The organism is Kribbella orskensis, from assembly GCF_004342085.1.
Lineage (GTDB): Bacteria > Actinomycetota > Actinomycetes > Propionibacteriales > Kribbellaceae > Kribbella > Kribbella orskensis.
In genome coordinates this window covers 54,393-70,650 of the sequence record NZ_SLWM01000025.1, presented here as the reverse complement: position 1 = coordinate 70,650, position 16,258 = coordinate 54,393, and the positions used below count along the sequence as shown (strand labels likewise).

Sequence of the window (16,258 nt, the reverse complement as noted above, 5' to 3'; positions counted from 1 at the left end):
TCAACACCCTGCCCCAGGGGCAAAGTGAAGCCCGCCGCGGCGGGAGAGTGGGCTTGCGTTCATGACACTAGCGATATATCGTTAGTGTCATGAGATATATCGAGGAGGAATCCATGAACACCGAACGAGAAGACCGCAGACGCGGTCACCACCACCATCCCCGGCGCGGCGGACCGCGATCGGGTGAAGGAATGCCCATGCATCGGCGGCGTGGCGGCCGCGGTCGGGCCCCCCGCGGCGATGTCCGTGCGGCGGTCCTGACGCTGCTCGCCGAGGAGCCGATGCACGGCTATCAGTTGATGCAGGCGATCGCCGACCGCAGCGACGGTCGCTGGACACCCAGTCCCGGCGCGATCTACCCGACCATCAGCCAACTGGAAGACGAAGGCCTGGTCAGCGTCGTCGCCGATGCCGGTCGCAGGCTCGTCACGTTGACCGACTCCGGTCGCGAGCAGGCGGACGCCCGTCGCGAGACCGGCTACGACCCCTTCGCCGAGTACGAGAGGTCCGAGCCTGCCACCGACCTGCGCGGCCTGCTGGAGCAACTGCACGCAGCCACCCGGCAGGTTGGCCGCTCCGGCACCGAGGAACAGCGCGCCGCGGCAGCCAAGATCCTGACTGACGCACGCCGCTCCCTCTACCTGCTGCTCGCCGACGGTCCCCAGGACCCGAACGACTGATCGCGTGGCGCAGTGAGAGCTGCGTCACGCGATGGAACGTTTTGCGTTCCAGCCTCCTCTTCCAGGCATCTCGACAGTTCTGAGGAGGAGATGACCCATGAATGCTCGACAGGTCGTGGCCGGTGTCCATGTGCTACTGGCGGCGGTGCACGTCTACTGGGCGACCGGAGCGACGTGGCCCGCGACCGATCAGAGATCGCTGTCGCAAGCTGTGCTCGGCCAGGAGGTCTCCTTCGCACCACAGGTCGTGCTACCTCTTGCAGCTCTGCACGTGGTGCTCGCCGTGGCTGTGCTGAAGGTCGACCGCCTTCGACTGGCTCAGCTGGTGGTGGCAGGTCTCGCAGCCGGCCTGGCCGTTAGAGCCGCGGCCGGTCTGGTGTGGGACTTCGGCCTCGGCACGGACTCCGGTACTGCGTTCTACTGGCTGAACCTCTTCTTCTACACCCCTGCCTGCATCTCCTTGCTGGCTGTGGATCTGCGGCTGCTCCGGACCAGGCAACTGACAGAGTTGCCCGCGTGATCGAAGAACCAGAGCAGTTGGTCCGCAGGGCGCAGGGTGGAGACACCCTCGCGATGAACGACCTGCTCGACCAACTCACGCCGTACGTCGGCCGGATCTGCGGGCCGATTGCCTTGAGCAACGGACCGGACGCCACCCAGGAGGCGCTGGTCGCGGTGTTCAGGTCGCTGCGGACTCTCAAGGAACCGGGAGCCCTGTTCGGCTGGGTTCGCGCCATCGCCGTCCGCGAAGCGATCCGGGTGGCACGGCAGGACCAGCGGCAGGTCGCCGCGGATCTCGACGAGTTGCCTGCGCCGAACGACCCGCAGTTGCTGGTCGACGTACGGGACACGCTGGCAAGGCTGACTCCGGAGCACCGCGCGCTCCTGGTCCTGCGCGATATCGAGGGCCTCGACGAGCAGGCGGCTGCCGTACTGCTCGAGTTACCAGCCGGCACAGCCAAGTCCCGGCTCCACCGAGCCCGCGCGAGTTTCCGAAAGGCATGGGGATCATGACGAACTGGCCGCAAGCAGAACTGGACGACGTTCGCCGACTGCACGCCCTGGCAGCCGGCATCCCCGGAGCGGAGGTCACCGAGCGGGTCTTCGACGCGCCGCTCCCAGCCGTCTGGGATCTCATGTGGAGCGACGGCCGGCGCTTCATCGAGTTCCAGCCCGACATGCGCTCGGTGGAGAGCGTGCAGCGCGAGGGCGACCGGATCACGATGCTCGTCCGCAGCACCTTCGGCATGAGAGCCCGCCTGCAGGGAGTAGTTCGCCCCGGCTGGTGCTGGCTGCAAAGCCGCTTCCTCCTGATCGGCATGGCCGCCACCGAGGACCCCACCGGCGGCACGCGAGTAGCTCTCACCGGCGGCGTCCGCGTCCCCGGCCGGGCGGCGCTGATCCCGCTCGGCGTTCGCCGGGAGAGCAGGAAGTCGCTCGATCGGCTGGCGAGCAAGCTGGAGGCCTAGGAGAACGACGCGGTACCACCGGCTGGCCGGGCTGATGGCTACTGAGGTTGGAGTATGGCCGGGGGCAGCGCAGCGAGGACGGCTCGGGCCTGGTGGTGGTAGCCGAGGTCGTTGGGGTGAAAGAGATCGGGAGCGAACTGGCCGCGCCAGGGTCGGGCGAAGTGGCGGGAGAGTTCCGCTACAGGGAAGCCTCGGCTCGCGGCAGCGCTGTGGATGGTTCTGTTGATGCTGGCGACGTACGGGCTGCAGAGGCTGCCGACGGTCCAGAGGCCATCGGGCAGCGGGAGATCCAGCATGACGGAGGAGCGTGGTAGCCGGTCGATCAACTGACGCAGGGTGGAGCGCAGGCGCTTCGGGGCAGTGGCGAAGATGTCGTTGCTACCGATGCCACAGGTGACCAGGTCCGGTTTCTGCCCGAGTTCCTCGAGGACCGGAAGCTGCTGGTCGATCGCTTGCCAGGTCTGCGCACCGGAACGGGACAGGTTGAGAACCCGCCAGGGACGGCTGCTCCTGGCCGCCAACGCCGACATCACCTGACCGACGTAGCCGTTGAGCGGTGACGAGGCACCGACGCCCTGGGCGGTCGAGTCGCCGAGAACGACCCAGAGCGGACCATTGCCGGCGATGGCGGTCTTGTTGTTCGCCCGCCAGAAGTCGGCGAAGGTCTGCGCCTGCACGTCGACGAAAGCGACGCCGTTGAACCACCGCTTGAGTGCACGCCGGGCCGTCGCGGTCTCGGCGTCGCCCCACCGGACGACGAGATGGTGAAGAACGCCGATCGGCGTCTGATGCTCGCGATTGACGCGCTCGCCTTGGCGCAGCAACAACATCCAGCGCCCCCCTCTGAAGTCCGAGCGAACAGCAGCCGTGCGCGGGTGTCGCGGACAAGGCTCTGCGGTGAACGAATGGAGAACAGCGACGGTACGACACGAAGGTGAACAACCCGCCGTTCCGCTGGAGGGCACAAAGGAGGGAGAGGCCGCCGGCGGTCGGCGGGCCTCTCCCTGGGACTACTCAGGCGCCCCCTGCTGCATCGTCGTCTTCTCGACAACGATGCTGGTCGCGTACCGCGGCGTGCCCGGCGGCTCCACGTCCGCCCACTCACCGGCGTACTTCTCCGCGATCGCCCGCTCCAGCGCACAGTCCGGATCCACCACGAGCTCGCCGACCGTCCCCCGCAGCTCGATGTAATGCGTCGGCCGCGCCGGATCCACGACGACGAGAGCGATCCGCGGATCCCGCCGCAGATTCCGCAACTTCTGCCGCCCCTCGACCAGACTGAAGCGAACAACGTCCCCATCCCACAAGAACCACAAGGGCGTGACCTGAGGCTCGCCGCGCTTCCCGATCGTCGACACGAACGCCACCGCCGTCGACCCAAGCAACCCATGAAACGCCGCCGGAATCTCCATACCCTCCCCATCGCCCACCAGCCACCCACGACCAGCCATAGCCGAGAGTACGCACACCACCGGTCCAGCAAGTCCCTTGACACCGGCAGATCAGAGGGCGCGGAGGAGGACTAGGCAGCGGGGGGAGAGGGGGACTACTGCGCCGGCTTCTACCTCGGTGGCGCCGGAGTTGCTGGTGTCCAGGACTACTTCGTAGGCGGGGGCCCAGGAGGCGTCGGGGACGGTGACCTCGCGGGGTTCGGCGGTGGCGTTGAGGGCCAGGAGGAAGGAGTTGTCGGTCTGGCGGTTGCCTTCGACATCGAAGCCGCGGAGGGCGTCGCCGGCCAGGAACATGCCGATGGTGCGGAGGTTGCCGTCGTGCCAGTCGGCCTCGGTCATCTCGCTGCCGTGCGGGGCGATCCAGGAAAGGTCTTTCCGGCCGCCCGGTACGACGGGCTGGCCGGAGAAGTAGTGCCACTGGCGCAGGGTCGGGTGTGCCGCCCGGAGAGCGAGCAGCTTCTTCGTCAGCGCCAGGTGATCCGACCACTCCGAAGGCAGGGACCAGTCGAACCACGAGGTCTCGTTGTCCTGGCAGTAGGCGTTGTTGTTGCCGTGCTGCGTCCGCCCGCACTCGTCGCCCGCCGTGATCATCGGTACTCCGGTCGACAGCACCAGGGTCGCCATCAGGTTGGCCATCTGGCGTTTCCGGAGTGCGATCACGCGCCGGCTGTCCGTCTCGCCCTCGACCCCGCAGTTCCACGAGCGGTTGTCGTCGGTGCCGTCCCGGTTGTGCTCGTGGTTGGCCTCGTTGTGCTTGTGGTCGTAGCTGACCAGATCGCGCAGGGTGAACCCGTCGTGTGCGGTGATGAAGTTGATCGACGCGTACGGGTAGCGCCCGTCGTCGCCGTACAGGTCGCTCGAGCCGGACAGCCGGTAGGCGAGGTCCTGGACGCCGTGCGACGAAGTACGCCAGACGTCTCGCACACTGTCGCGGAACTTGCCGTTCCACTCCGACCAGGGAGTGCCGAAGTTGCCGACCTGGTAGCCGAAGTGGCCGACGTCCCACGGTTCGGAGATCAGCTTGACCCGGCCGAGCACGGGATCCGCGGCGACCTCCGCCAGGAAGGGATGCCCGACCGTGTCGACCTCGTGCCGCTCGTTGCGGATCAGCGTCACCGCCAGGTCGAAGCGGAACCCGTCGACGCCCATCTCCTCGACCCAGTACCGCAGCGAGTCCATCACCAGCCGGCGGACCTGCGGGTGTGAGGTGTCGACGGAGTTCCCGGTGCCGGTGACGTCGTACATGGTGCCCGTCTGGGTCAGCCGGTAGTACGCGCGGTTGTCGAGGCCGCGGAAGCTCAGCGTGGGCCCGTCGAAACCCCCTTCGGCCGTGTGGTTGTAGACGACATCGAGGATCACCTCGATGCCCGCGGCATGGAACGCGGCCACCATCGCCTTGAACTCCGCGACCTGCTCGCCCAAGGACCCCGACGACGAGTACGGCGCGTGCGGCGCGAAGTAGTTCAGCGAGTTGTAGCCCCAGTAGTTCGGCAGGCCCCGGGCGGCGATCGAGGGCTCGGTCAGGAAGTGGTGGATCGGCAACAACTCGACCGAGGTCACCCCGAGCTCGACCAGATAGTTGATCACCGACGGATGGGCCAGACCGGCGTACGTACCGCGCTGGTGCTCGGGCACCTCCGGGTGGAGCCTGGTGAAGCCCTTGGTGTGCAGCTCGTAGATCACGGTCTCGCCCCACGGGACCGGCCTGCTGATCGGCGGCGGTGGTTCGGAGGCCGCGACGACCACCCCGACCGGCACGTGGCCGGCCGAGTCGCCGTCGGAGGAGTCGTAGATCAGCGGACTGGCGAAGTCGAGCGATCCGTCCACGGCTCGCGCATAGGGATCGAGCAGCAACTTCGACGGGTTGAACCGCAGCCCGTGCGACGGGTCGAAGGGACCGTGCACGCGGTACCCGTACCGCTGGCCGTGGCCGACAGCGGGGACGAAACCGGTCCAGTACTCACCGGTGTGGGCTAGGTCCAGATTGCGCTGGCTGCCGTCGTCGCCGATCAGCGCCAGCTCGACCCGTTCGGCGGCCGGCGCCCACACCGTGAACGTGGTGCCGTCGGGGTGCACTTCCGCCCCGAGCCGCTGATCCGGATCGGGGGACACAGGAGGGCCGAGCTCGTTCGGGGCGGCGGCGGTGGCTTCGGTCACCGGCACATTGTGCCCATGACAGGTCAAACCTGCCTCGGGGGAGGCAGGAGATGCCCACAACCAAGTTGCTAGTGTTCAGAATCGGTAGTTGCGAACACCCACGCGCAAGGTCCCTTGAAAGGGAGCTCATGTCGGAACCCCCACTGTCCGAGCTGACCGTCGGACTGATCGGCGCGGGCAACATCGCGCACGTGCACGTCGCGGCCTGGAAGGCGCTCGGCGCCCGGGTGCGGGTGCACTCGGCGGCCGGCGCGCCCGAACTCGCCGAGCAGTACGGGCTGGAGGTCGCTGCCACCCTGGACGGCCTGCTCGAGGAGGTCGCGTTCGTCGACATCGTCACCCCGTCGGCGACCCACAAGGAGATCGCGCTCGCGGCGATCAAGGCCGGCCGCGACGTGATCTGCGAGAAGCCGCTGACCCTCACGGCGATGGACTCGCAGGAGTTGTCTGCTGCGGCGGAGGCCGCCGGCGTCCGGATCTACCCGGCGCACGTCGTCCGCTACTTCCCCGCGTACGCCGCGGCGTACAACGCGGTGCGGGCCGGACGGATCGGCGACGTGGCCGTGGCCCGGTTCTACCGGCAGGCGAGCTCACCCGCCGGCGCTGGCTGGTACCGCGATGTCGCGCGCTCGGGCGGCGTCATCATGGACCTGATGGTGCACGACCTCGACCAGGCCCGCTGGCTCTGCGGCGAGGTCGGGACTCTGTACGCCGTACAGAGTCCGCCGACCGTGGACGGGATCAGCCCGGTCAACGTGGCGGCGCATGTCACCCTCACCCACGTCACCGGGGCGATCAGCCATCTCCGGGCGACTTGGGGAGCGACCGGGACCGAGTTCAAGTCCGGCTTCTCGATCGCCGGGTCCACCGGCACGCTGCAGTACTCGTCGGACACCGACACCGGGTTCCAGGAGGAGTTGCAGGGCCTGGCTCCCCAGGGCGATCTGCTGATCCCGGCGTCGACGCTGTACGAGAGCCCCTACCTGACCCAACTCCGGGACCTCGCCGCCGCGCTGCGCGGTGGACCCGAACCCCGGGTCGTCGCCGCCGACGGAGCGGCCGCGGTCTACCTGGCCGAGGCCGCGCGCGAGTCGATGGCGACCGGGCGCACGATCGACATGAGCACGTTCGACCCGTCAGGAGTTGTCGCATGAGCTTGAAGGTTGCGCTCGCCTCGTTCGCGCACACCCACGCGGCGTCGTACGCGAGTCTGCTCGGCGCGATGCCCGACGTCGAGGTGCTCTCGTCCGACCCCGACGGTGCCGCGGCGCCGGACGCGGGACCGCGCGGCGCGGAGTTCGCGTCCGCGATGGGGGTGCCGTACGTCGACTCGTACGACGAGCTCTTCGCCTGGGGGCCGGACGCCGTCGTGGTGACGAGCGAGAACGCCCTGCACCGTGGGCTGGTGGAACGTGCCGCGGCGGTCGGGGCGCACGTGCTCTGCGAGAAGCCGCTCGCCACCGAGGTCGCCGACGGAGAAGCCATGCTCGCTGCCTGCGAGGCGGCCGGGGTGATCCTGATGACGGCGTACCCGGTCCGCTTCGCGCCGTCGTACGGGCGGTTGAAGGCGTTCGTCGAGGCGGGGCGGCTCGGCGACGTGTTCGCCGTGCTCGGGACGAACAACGGGAAGATCCCGTACGACCAGCGGCAGTGGTTCACCGACGCCAAGCTCGCCGGTGGGGGAGCGATGGTGGATCACACGGTGCACTGCGCGGACCTGATCGACGGGCTCACCGGAGGGGTCGAGGCTTCGCGGGTCCATGCCGTCGCCAACCACGTGCTGCACCAGGACAAGTTTGTCTCGGTCGAGACCGGCGGTCTCGTCACGATCACTTACGAGAACGGGCTGTTGGCAACGATCGACTGCTCCTGGAGCGTCCCGGACAACGGGCCGACCTGGGGTGGGGTGACGCTGCAGGTGACCGGGACCAACGGCTCGGTGGAGATCGCGCCGTTCCAGCCGCACGTCGGTGGCACCGACGCGTCCGGCGAGGTGTACCTCCCGGTCGGCGGCAACCTCGACGCGATGATGCTGGCCGAGTTCCTCACCGCGGTCCGCGCCTCCGGTCCGGCCACGCCGGGTCAGCCGCCGGCCTCGGTCCCGCAGCCGGACGGCGCGGTCGGTCTCCGCACCCTGAGGATCGTCGACGCCGCGCGTCGCTCGGTCGCCTCGGGCCAGCCGGTCGACCTCTGATCCGGTCGCCGTAGTCCCCGCCCGGCGAACATCCGGGCGGCCCGAACCTGGGGTGGCTGCCTCTCGCTCACTTGCGGGAGGCGGCCTCCAGGTGGGTGATGACGTCCTGCAGGTGATCCGTCATCGCCTGCGACGCACCCGCCGCGTCGCGGGCGCAGATCGCGTTGATGATCCGCAGATGCGCGGCCAATGACGTCTCCGTCCGGCGCGGGATGCGCGTCATCCGGAAGTGGTGCCGGATGTTCTGCGCCCGCAGCCGCTCGATGATCAGCGTCGCCGTGTTCTGCCCGCTGAGCTCCCGGATCAGCCGGTGCAGCCGGTCGTCGAGATCCGCGTACTCGAGCACGTCGCCTTCCGCGACCGCTTGGCGCATCCGCTCACCCAGGTCGGCCAGGCCGGCCACCTCCGCGTCGCTGACCTTCGCGGCCGCCTTCGCCGCACAGAGCGACTCGAGCACCATCCGAGCCTCGGTCACCTCGATCGCCTCGGCCAGCGAGAGCGTGCGCACCCGCGAACCGCGCTGCGGGATCCGCTCGACCAGGCCTTCGGCGGACAGGTCCAGCAAGGCAGCCCGGACGCCGCTGCGCGCGACGCCGTACTGCGTGGCGAGGTCGGCCTCGACCAGGCGTTGCCCCGGCGCGAGCCGTCCCGTCGCGATGTCCTCGCGGACCGCGTCCCGGACGTGCTCCTGAGCAGCCATGCCGTTCAGGCCGGCGCTTCTCACCGCTCCGTCACCGGCGTGCGCGTCCGTGGCTGCGAGCCCGGGCTGGGTGTCGATGTTGTCGTGGATGGCGAGTCCCCCTCTCTTGGCTACGCCGGAGCCTGCTGACGCACCAGTCTGGCGGCCGATCGGGTCCGGTGGCGGTTGGCAGGTCCGTGCGATCCGGCCTGCTGATGAACGGCAGCATAATCTGTTGACGATAATGTTGACAATTTTGTCGACACATTCCTATGCTCCAGGTCCACGAGGCCTCTCCGTACTACGCCGGCCCACCCCAAGCCAGGCGCTCCGCAGCACCCCGCACCACCCAGACCCCCGCGCAGCACCCGCACGCCTCCCGAACACCTCGGACCGCTGCACCATCCCGGATCTCCGCCCCGTCCGGGCGCTCCGCATCACCTCGCTGACCATCGGAGAACCACCATGTCCCAGGGCATCCCCGCGACGCTCGCCCACCCGTCCCGCCGTACCCTGCTCAAGTTCGGGGCGCTCGCCTCGCTGGCCGGGCTCACCGGCTGTGGCGGCAACGAGGCGGCCGGCGCCGGCGGCGGCAAAGCCGTCACCATCGTCAACACCAGCTCGAACAGCACCCTGGTCCTGCAGGAGTTGCTGGACCGGCAGAGCTACCTGCCGTCGGTCGAGCTGTCCGCCAAGACCCAGAACGTGTCCGACGGCTCCAAGCTGATCGCCAGCCTGCTCAACGGCAGCACCGACATCACCCTGCTGTCCGGCTTCGGCCAGGTGCTGCCGGCGATCGAGAAGGGCGCCAAGCTCAAGATCATCTCCGGCTCCGGGCTGCTGCTCGCGCACGCGGTCTACGCCAAGGACAGCGGCATCAAGTCGGCGCAGGATCTGGTCGGCAAGACCATCGGCACCGGTCCGGTCGGCGCGCTGCTGCACCAGATCATGGTGGCGTTCCTGGCCAAGCACGGGATCAAGAGCGAGCAGGTCAAGTTCGTCAACATCGGCTCCAGCGCGGACGTCTTCAAGGCCGTCGCCGCCGGCAAGGTCGACGTCGGGCCGTCCCTGGTGGACGTCTACGACCAGCAGGACAAGTACGGCGTGCACGCGGTCGCCGAGCTCTGGAAGGAGCTGCCGGAGTACACCTACCAGGGCGCGTACACCTCCGACGCCGCGATCAAGAAGAACCGCGACGTCCTGGTCCGCACGCTGGCCGCCTACGCCAAGCTCTTCCGCTACATCTCCTCGCCGGACTCCAAGACGACCTACCTGGACGCCTACAAGAAGGCGGTGCCGAGCAGCGACGCGACCGAGGCCGGCTCGATGTGGAGGTTCGCCCAGCAGCCCGGCGCGTACGCGGTGGATCTGGCGCTGAACGAGGACCGGCTGAAGTACATGCAGGACCTGAACGTCTCGCAGGGCGTGCAGTCGAAGGTGCTGCCGTTCGACCAGATCGCCGACATGTCGCTGGCGAACGACGCGGTGAAGATGCTGTGAGCGAACTCGCGCTGCGGGTCGCGCTCGGGCGCTACGGGCACACCCAAGACCTGCTGGACGGCCGGATCCTGGTGGACGGCTGCCGGCTCGAGCCGGTCGAGTTCGACTCGATGATCCCGGCGTACCGGCGAATGGTCCGCTCGGTCGAGTTCGACGTCTGCGAACTGGCCCCCACCACCTACCTGATCGCCCGCGCGCTGGGCGCCCCGTACGTCGCGCTGCCGGTCTTCCTCAGCAGGCGGTTCCACCACGAGGGTCTGGTCGTCCGCGAGGACGCCGGGATCAAGCGGCCGACGGACCTGCACGGCAAGCGCGTCGGAGTACGCGCCTACTCGGTGACGAGTGCCGTCTGGACCCGTGGCGTGCTGAGCGACGAGTACGGCGTCGACGCGGACCAGGTCAACTGGATCGTGGACGACGACGAGCACGTGGAGTCCCTCGTGCTCCCGCGCAACGTCAGCCGGCCGGGAGCAAAGCTGCTCGACCTCTTCCGCAGTGGCGAGCTGGCGGCCGCGTTCACCCGGGGAGCCGGCATCGGCAATCCCGCGGTGACGGTCGGCGGCTCGGTCCGGTACCACGAACTCCTGGCTGACGCTGATCAGCTCGCGGCCGACTGGTACCGGCGTACGGCGGTCTATCCGATCCACGGTGTCGTCGTGGTCCGGGAGGATTTGCTGGCCGAGTACGACTGGCTGGCGGACTCGCTGATGCGGGCGTTCAGCGCGGCGAAGGACTGCTACCTCGCGGACACGTCGGCCAGCCTGCCGGAGGACCTGCGCTATCGGCGATTGGCCGAGGTGGTCGGGGACCCGCTGCCGTACGGACTCGAGGAGAACCGCGCCTCGATCGGCGCCCTGATGGCGTACTCGAAGCAGCAGGGTCTGATCCCTACCGACAGCAGCACCGACCTGCTGTTCCCCCAGCTCGCTACCACCGGCTCCTGAGGAGACGACAAACCATGCAGGACATAGCAGCGGTCGACGCGCACTGCCACGTGATCGCCGAAGACCGCGAGGCCTACCCGCGCAACCCGATCGGCGGTGTCGAGTCGAAGTGGTCGCAGGCGCGGCCGGTCGGCGCGGCGGACCTCATCGAGGCCATGGACAAGGCAGGGATCGCACGAGCGGTCGTAGTCCAGGCATCTACCGCCTACGGGCACGACAACAGCTACGTGGCTGACTCGGTGGCCGCTCACCCGGATCGCTTCTCCGGTGTGTTCTCCGTGGACATGCTCGCTCCGGATGCGCCCGAGCAGTTGGCCTACTGGCACTCCCGGGGACTGCAGGGCGCGCGACTGTTCACCACTGGCAGCACGATGCCGGGTCAGGCCTCGTGGCTGGCCGACGAGCGGTCGTACCCGGCGTGGGCCTGGGCCGAGGAGCACAAGCTCCCGCTGTGCGTGCAGATGCAGCCCGAGGGCATCCCGCCGCTCCGCGATCTTCTGGAGCGGTTCCCCGACGCGACGGTCGTCCTGGACCACTGTGCACGGCCTGACCTCAGCGAGGGCTCGCCGTACGACGCTGCGCGCGAGCTGTTCGACCTGTCGCGCTACGAGGGCGTAGTACTGAAGGTCACCGAGCGGAACCTGGTCGCGAGCACCAAGGCGCCGGCGGACCCGGAGAGCTTCCTCGGCCGGCTCGTGCTCGAGTTCGGCGCCGAGCGGCTGATGTGGGGGTCGAACTTCCCCGCGGCCGAGGACGACCTGCCGACGCTGACCGAGACCAGCCGGCGGATCACGGACATCCTGTCGGAGGACGTGCGGCACCAGTTCTTCCAGGGCACGGCCGACCGGCTCTACCCGGGAGCGGCCGCGTGACCCCGCTCCGGACCGTCCTCGCGGACTACCAGCACGTGCGGGACCTGAAGAACGGCACGCTCGACGGACCGCGCTTCGAGTTCATCGAGGTGGACCCGGTGCACCGGGCGTTCCCGGCGATGGTGCGCGAGCAGGCGTACGACGTCTGCGAGATGGCGATCGTCACCTACCTGCAGGCGAGGGCCGAGGGGAAGCCGCTGCTGCTCCTCCCGGTGGTTCTGCGGTCGCGGTTCCAGCACGACCACCTGGTCTGCCTCGCCGTCAACCCGATCGGCCCGGGCGACCTGGCCGGCAAGCGGGTCGGCGTCCGCACGTACGCACAGACCACCGGGGTCTGGCTGCGCGGCATCCTCGCCGACCAGTACGAGATACCGCTGGACGAGGTGCAGTGGGTGTCGATCGAGGACGGGCACCTCGCCGAGTTCCGCGATCCCGAGCAGGTCGAGCGGGCGCCAGAAGGCTCGAAGCTGGTGGAGATGCTGTACGCCGGTGAGCTGGACGCCGTGATCATGGGCCAGGACCTGCCGGACGACCCGCGGCTGGTGCCGGTGATCCCGGAGCCGAAGGCGGCCGCGGAGGACTGGTACCGGCGGGAGAACGCCGTACCGATCAACCACATGGTGGTGGTCCGCGCGGACCTGGCCGCCGAACGCCCGGGACTGATGGACGACCTGTTCGACCTGTTCGCCCGGGCCAAGAAGAACGCGCCGCAACCGGCGGGGATCGACATGACCCCGATCGGGCTGCCGGCCAACCAGCGGGCGCTGGAACTGGTCACCCGCTACGCCTACGACCAGGGCCTGATCCCACGACGGCTCGCCGTCTCCGAGCTGTTCGGCTGAGATGCCGCACCCGACCGCACCCGACAAGGCAGGAACCATGATCCAAGCACCGGAGAAGTTACGCATCGAGCGGCTCTCCAAGACTTTCCAGACCGCCCGGCGGCCCGCTCACACCGTGCTGCACAACCTCACCTTCGGCGTCGCGGAGGGGGAGTTCGTCAGCCTGATCGGCGAGAGCGGCTGCGGCAAGACGACCGTACTGCGGATCGTCCAGGGCCTGCTCCAGCAGGACGAGGGCGACATCGTTGTCGACGGCAACGTCGTGCACGGGCCCGGCCGGGACCGCGGACTCGTCTTCCAGCAGGCGAACCTGCTGCCCTGGCGGACCGCCCGGCGCAACGTGGAGTTCGGCCTGGAGCTGCAGGGGCTGTCGCGGGCCGAGCGCTCGGCGAAGGCCAAGGAGCTGCTCGACCTGGTCGGCCTGGGCGGCTTCGCCGAGCACTTCCCGCACCAGATGTCCGGCGGCATGCAGCAGCGCATCGGGCTGGCCCGGGCGCTCGCCATCGACCCCGCCGTGCTGCTGATGGACGAGCCGTTCAGCGCCCTCGACGCGCAGACCCGCGAGGTGCTGCAGCGCGAGCTGATCAGGATCCACGCGGAGACCCGCAAGACCGTCCTGTTCGTCACCCACGACCTCGACGAGGCCCTCTATCTGAGCGACCGGGTGGTCATCCTGGCCGCCAATCCGGGCCGGGTCAAGGAGGTCATCGAGGTGCCGTTCGAGCGGCCCCGCCTCGAGCTGACCGCGCTCCGCGGCCTGCCCGAGTTCCAGCAGTTGCGCAGCAAGGTCTGGCAGCTGATCCGTTCACAGGAGAACACCTCAGGGAGTGCGCATGTCCAGGACTGAGACCGAGGCGCCGCAGCTCCTGGCCGCTGCCGGTGTCAGTGCCGAGAGCAACGACTCGGCCGGCGACCAGCAGGCCCGGAACCGACGCAAGTACCGGCTGATCCGACTCGCCTCCATCCTGGTGGTGCTGGGCGTGTGGGAACTGGTCGGCCGGCAGATCGACCCGCTGTTCATGTCGTACCCGAGCGCGGTGGCCCGGGCCGCGGTCACCCTGACCGCCAACGGCGAACTGCCGTCCGCGCTGGCCAGCAGCCTGCTGACGCTCGCGCTCGGCTTCTTCATCGCCGCGATCCTGGGCGTCGTCGCCGGTCTGCTGATCGGCCGCTACAAGACGGTGGAGGTGGCGACCGACTGGCTGGTGAACGCCCTGTACGCCACGCCGCTGGTCGCCGTGGTCCCGCTGGTGATCCTGTGGTTCGGCCTCGGCTTCAGCGCGAAGCTGTTCGTGGTGGTGCTGCTGGCGATCTTCCCGGTGCTGATCAACACCGCCAGCGGAGTGCGGAACGTGGCGCCTTCACTGATCGACGTGGGCGCCGGGTTCGCCGCCAGCGAGTGGCAGATCTTCACCAAGATCATCCTGCCCGCGTCCCTGCCGTACACGATGACCGGGCTCCGGCTCGGGGTCGGCCGCGCCATCATCGGCATGGTCGTCGCCGAGTTCTTCACCGCCATCACCGGACTGGGCGCGCTGGTGATCAAGTACGGCAACCAGTTCGACACCGCCTCGATGCTGGTGCCGGTCCTGGTGCTGATGCTGCTGGGTGTCGGCCTCACCGCCGGACTGCGGCGTGCAGAAGCCAAGATCGCCCCCTGGAAGGAAGAGGAGCACAACTGATGCCGGCCAGCCGAGGGGGGAGTGGTAGATGATCATCGACATCCACGGCCACTACACCACCGCTCCCGCCGCCCTGAACGCCTACCGCGGCCGCCAGATGGCCCTGCAGAACAAGCCGGTCAAGGGCAGCCTGTCGGTCACCGACGAGCAGATCGCCGCGTCGCTGGCCGGGCACCTCGACCAGATGACCAGCCGGGGCATCGACTCGCTGTTCTTCTCGCCGCGCGCCTCGGCGATGGGCCACGACGTCGGCGACGAGGTGATCAGCCGGCACTGGACCGAGATCAACAACGACCTGATCGCGCGGGTGGCCGGGTTGTACCCGGGCCGCTTCGTGCCGGTCTGCCAGTTGCCGCAGAGTCCCGGCGTACCGGCTGAACGCGCGGTACAGGAGCTTCGGCGGTGTGTCGAGGAACTCGGGTTCGTCGGCTGCCTGATCAACCCCGACGTATCGGGTGGGCTGGCGCCGTTCACGCCGTCGCTGGGGGACCGGTCGTGGTACCCGTTGTGGGAGGCAATGGTCGAGCTGGACGTGCCGGGCATGATCCATGCGAGCTCCACCCGCAACCCGGCGCTGCACCTGAACGGCTCGCACTACATCGCGCAGCACTACGCCGCCGTGGTGGAGTTGTGCTCGTCGAACGTCTTCGAGGACTTCCCGACGTTGCGGCTGATCGTGCCGCACGGTGGAGGTGGGATCCCGTTCCACTTCAACCGGAACCGGGCGCTGCACGTCGCGGAATCCCTGCCCCCGTTCGAGGAAGTCGTCCGCAACCTGTACTTCGACACCGCCGTGTACGACGCTGACTCACTCGAGATGCTGATCCGCAAGATCGGTGTGGACAACGTGCTCTTCGGCTCCGAGATGTTCGGTACCGCGAAGACGCGCGACGCCGAGTCCGGCCGGTTCTTCGACGACATCCTCGGTGATGTCGAAGCGCTCGGGCTGTCAACCGAGGACCGGGCCAAGGTCCTGACCGGCAACGCGCTGAAGGTCTTCCCCCGTGCTGCCAAGCACCTGTCGCTGGTAGGAGTGCAGTCATGAGCGCACGCGTGATCCGCCGGATCGAGCGTCCCGCCCCGGAGTTGGTCAAGGCGGCCGCGTCGTACGGCGTCGCCACGTTGCACGAGGCGGCCCAGCGCCGCGGCCTGATGGTGGACATCCACCCGGTCGTACCGGGGTTGCACGCCTGCGGCCCGGCGGTGACCTCGCTCAACCACCCCGGCGACAACCTGATGCTGCACGCGGCAGTCGAGGTGTGCGAACCGGGTGACGTGCTCGTGGTCGCCACGATGAGCCGGTCGACCGACGGGATGTTCGGTGAACTGCTGGCCACGCAGTGCCGGGCGCAGGAGATCGCCGGCGTGATCCTCGACGCCGGGGCCCGGGACCGGCGGGACCTGATCGAGATGAAGTTCCCGGTCTGGTCGCGCGCGATCAGCGCTGCCGGGACCGTGAAGGCGACGCCTGGCTGGGTGAACGTGCCAGTCGTCTGCGGAGGCGCAACGGTCACCCCGGGTGACTTGGTTGTCGCCGACGACGACGGCGTCACGGTGATCCCGCGAGCCGAGGTCGCGGCGGTCGTCGAGGCGGCCAGGCTCCGCGAGGAGAAGGAGGCCCGGAACCGCGTCCGGTTGCAGGCCGGCGAGCTCAGCCTGGACGTGAACAACCTCCGTCCGCTGCTCGAGCGGCTGGGTGTGACGTACGAATCCTGATGTCCTCCTGGCGTCATCGTGGTACCGGTCCGGTACCGTGCCGGGGATGTGACCGGCCGGTAGCCGTAGGCT

18 protein-coding genes are annotated in these 16,258 nt (G+C 68.7%); 14 read left to right on the top strand and 4 right to left on the bottom strand.

What is annotated here, in order from left to right; translation table 11 throughout:
- Window positions 1–197 precede the first annotated feature (197 nt).
- The 4 genes from EV644_RS37650 to EV644_RS37635 all read left to right on the top strand — a co-directional run bounded on the left by EV644_RS37650 (window position 198) and on the right by EV644_RS37635 (window position 2,149).
- A complete protein-coding gene (locus EV644_RS37650; RefSeq protein ID WP_199240228.1) occupies window positions 198–680 on the top strand; it encodes a PadR family transcriptional regulator in 483 nt (160 codons plus the stop codon).
- Between the two features lie 97 nt (window positions 681–777).
- Complete coding sequence (locus EV644_RS37645) at window positions 778–1,200, top strand: DUF3995 domain-containing protein (RefSeq protein ID WP_132195277.1); 423 nt, start codon at window positions 778–780, stop codon at window positions 1,198–1,200.
- On the top strand, window positions 1,197–1,694 hold the full coding sequence (locus tag EV644_RS37640; RefSeq protein ID WP_241999309.1) for an RNA polymerase sigma factor: 498 nt from the start codon (window positions 1,197–1,199) through the stop codon (window positions 1,692–1,694). The genes EV644_RS37645 and EV644_RS37640 overlap by 4 nt, the downstream gene beginning before the upstream one ends.
- Complete coding sequence (locus EV644_RS37635; RefSeq protein WP_199240227.1) at window positions 1,691–2,149, top strand: SRPBCC family protein; 459 nt, start codon at window positions 1,691–1,693, stop codon at window positions 2,147–2,149. Before EV644_RS37640 ends, EV644_RS37635 begins: the two co-directional genes overlap by 4 nt.
- Window positions 2,150–2,187: 38 nt before the next feature.
- Here EV644_RS37635 and EV644_RS37630 read toward each other — a convergent pair whose 3' ends face one another.
- The 3 genes from EV644_RS37630 to glgX form a co-directional block, all read right to left on the bottom strand.
- On the bottom strand, window positions 2,188–2,979 hold the full coding sequence (locus EV644_RS37630) for an SGNH/GDSL hydrolase family protein (RefSeq protein WP_132195281.1): 792 nt from the start codon (window positions 2,977–2,979) through the stop codon (window positions 2,188–2,190).
- 180 nt (window positions 2,980–3,159) lie between these two features.
- Window positions 3,160–3,561 (bottom strand): PPOX class F420-dependent oxidoreductase, encoded by a 402-nt coding sequence (locus tag EV644_RS37625; RefSeq protein WP_158293045.1) that lies wholly within the window; start codon window positions 3,559–3,561, stop codon window positions 3,160–3,162.
- A 90-nt stretch (window positions 3,562–3,651) separates the two neighbouring features.
- The gene (gene glgX, locus EV644_RS37620) at window positions 3,652–5,757 is read right to left on the bottom strand and encodes a glycogen debranching protein GlgX (RefSeq protein WP_132195285.1); all 2,106 of its coding nucleotides are present in this window, start codon (window positions 5,755–5,757) and stop codon (window positions 3,652–3,654) included.
- A 128-nt stretch (window positions 5,758–5,885) separates the two neighbouring features.
- On the opposite strand from glgX, the gene EV644_RS37615 reads away from it, so the two are divergent.
- Together EV644_RS37615 and EV644_RS37610 are read left to right on the top strand one after the other, a co-directional pair.
- Window positions 5,886–6,911 carry a Gfo/Idh/MocA family protein gene (locus EV644_RS37615; RefSeq protein WP_132195287.1) on the top strand — a complete coding sequence of 342 codons (1,026 nt, stop codon included), beginning with the start codon at window positions 5,886–5,888 and terminating at the stop codon, window positions 6,909–6,911.
- Window positions 6,908–7,951, top strand: coding sequence for a Gfo/Idh/MocA family protein (locus EV644_RS37610; protein WP_132195289.1), 1,044 nt, complete (start codon window positions 6,908–6,910; stop codon window positions 7,949–7,951). Before EV644_RS37615 ends, EV644_RS37610 begins: the two co-directional genes overlap by 4 nt.
- Before the next feature lie 67 nt (window positions 7,952–8,018).
- Here the strand turns inward: EV644_RS37610 and EV644_RS37605 are convergent, their stop codons facing one another.
- Window positions 8,019–8,675: a GntR family transcriptional regulator gene (locus tag EV644_RS37605; RefSeq protein WP_199240225.1), complete on the bottom strand. Its 657-nt coding sequence runs from the start codon at window positions 8,673–8,675 to the stop codon at window positions 8,019–8,021.
- Window positions 8,676–9,095: 420 nt separating this feature from the next.
- Here EV644_RS37605 and EV644_RS37600 point away from each other — a divergent pair, with 420 nt between their 5' ends.
- Genes EV644_RS37600 through EV644_RS37565 form a run of 8 tightly spaced genes read left to right on the top strand, consistent with a single transcriptional unit; the run spans window position 9,096 to window position 16,186 of the window.
- The gene (locus tag EV644_RS37600; protein WP_132195291.1) at window positions 9,096–10,130 is read left to right on the top strand and encodes an ABC transporter substrate-binding protein; all 1,035 of its coding nucleotides are present in this window, start codon (window positions 9,096–9,098) and stop codon (window positions 10,128–10,130) included.
- The gene (locus EV644_RS37595) at window positions 10,127–11,074 is read left to right on the top strand and encodes an ABC transporter substrate-binding protein (protein ID WP_132195293.1); all 948 of its coding nucleotides are present in this window, start codon (window positions 10,127–10,129) and stop codon (window positions 11,072–11,074) included. The genes EV644_RS37600 and EV644_RS37595 overlap by 4 nt, the downstream gene beginning before the upstream one ends.
- 14 nt (window positions 11,075–11,088) lie before the next feature.
- Window positions 11,089–11,946 (top strand): amidohydrolase family protein, encoded by an 858-nt coding sequence (locus EV644_RS37590; RefSeq protein WP_132195295.1) that lies wholly within the window; start codon window positions 11,089–11,091, stop codon window positions 11,944–11,946.
- Window positions 11,943–12,788 carry a substrate-binding domain-containing protein gene (locus EV644_RS37585; RefSeq protein WP_132195297.1) on the top strand — a complete coding sequence of 282 codons (846 nt, stop codon included), beginning with the start codon at window positions 11,943–11,945 and terminating at the stop codon, window positions 12,786–12,788. The genes EV644_RS37590 and EV644_RS37585 overlap by 4 nt, the downstream gene beginning before the upstream one ends.
- Window positions 12,789–12,825: 37 nt before the next feature.
- Window positions 12,826–13,635, top strand: coding sequence for an ABC transporter ATP-binding protein (locus EV644_RS37580; protein WP_132195299.1), 810 nt, complete (start codon window positions 12,826–12,828; stop codon window positions 13,633–13,635).
- A complete protein-coding gene (locus EV644_RS37575; RefSeq protein WP_132195301.1) occupies window positions 13,622–14,470 on the top strand; it encodes an ABC transporter permease in 849 nt (282 codons plus the stop codon). Before EV644_RS37580 ends, EV644_RS37575 begins: the two co-directional genes overlap by 14 nt.
- 28 nt (window positions 14,471–14,498) lie before the next feature.
- On the top strand, window positions 14,499–15,515 hold the full coding sequence (locus tag EV644_RS37570) for an amidohydrolase family protein (RefSeq protein ID WP_132195303.1): 1,017 nt from the start codon (window positions 14,499–14,501) through the stop codon (window positions 15,513–15,515).
- Window positions 15,512–16,186 (top strand): 4-carboxy-4-hydroxy-2-oxoadipate aldolase/oxaloacetate decarboxylase, encoded by a 675-nt coding sequence (locus EV644_RS37565; RefSeq protein ID WP_132195305.1) that lies wholly within the window; start codon window positions 15,512–15,514, stop codon window positions 16,184–16,186. Before EV644_RS37570 ends, EV644_RS37565 begins: the two co-directional genes overlap by 4 nt.
- Window positions 16,187–16,258 lie beyond the last annotated feature (72 nt).

Excerpts from the sequence above, each read along its gene's own strand:
- EV644_RS37580 (WP_132195299.1), top strand. The coding sequence starts at position 12,826 with ATGATCCAAGCACCGGAGAAGTTACGCATCGAGCGGCTCTCCAAGACT.
- EV644_RS37575 (WP_132195301.1), top strand. The coding sequence starts at position 13,622 with ATGTCCAGGACTGAGACCGAGGCGCCGCAGCTCCTGGCCGCTGCCGGT.
- EV644_RS37565 (WP_132195305.1), top strand. The coding sequence starts at position 15,512 with ATGAGCGCACGCGTGATCCGCCGGATCGAGCGTCCCGCCCCGGAGTTG.
- EV644_RS37615 (WP_132195287.1), top strand. The coding sequence starts at position 5,886 with ATGTCGGAACCCCCACTGTCCGAGCTGACCGTCGGACTGATCGGCGCG.
- EV644_RS37600 (WP_132195291.1), top strand. The coding sequence starts at position 9,096 with ATGTCCCAGGGCATCCCCGCGACGCTCGCCCACCCGTCCCGCCGTACC.
- EV644_RS37645 (WP_132195277.1), top strand. The coding sequence starts at position 778 with ATGAATGCTCGACAGGTCGTGGCCGGTGTCCATGTGCTACTGGCGGCG.
- EV644_RS37650 (WP_199240228.1), top strand. The coding sequence starts at position 198 with ATGCATCGGCGGCGTGGCGGCCGCGGTCGGGCCCCCCGCGGCGATGTC.
- EV644_RS37590 (WP_132195295.1), top strand. The coding sequence starts at position 11,089 with ATGCAGGACATAGCAGCGGTCGACGCGCACTGCCACGTGATCGCCGAA.
- EV644_RS37570 (WP_132195303.1), top strand. The coding sequence starts at position 14,499 with ATGATCATCGACATCCACGGCCACTACACCACCGCTCCCGCCGCCCTG.
- EV644_RS37630 (WP_132195281.1), bottom strand. The coding sequence starts at position 2,979 with ATGTTGTTGCTGCGCCAAGGCGAGCGCGTCAATCGCGAGCATCAGACG.
- EV644_RS37635 (WP_199240227.1), top strand. The coding sequence starts at position 1,691 with ATGACGAACTGGCCGCAAGCAGAACTGGACGACGTTCGCCGACTGCAC.
- EV644_RS37610 (WP_132195289.1), top strand. The coding sequence starts at position 6,908 with ATGAGCTTGAAGGTTGCGCTCGCCTCGTTCGCGCACACCCACGCGGCG.
- EV644_RS37625 (WP_158293045.1), bottom strand. The coding sequence starts at position 3,561 with ATGGAGATTCCGGCGGCGTTTCATGGGTTGCTTGGGTCGACGGCGGTG.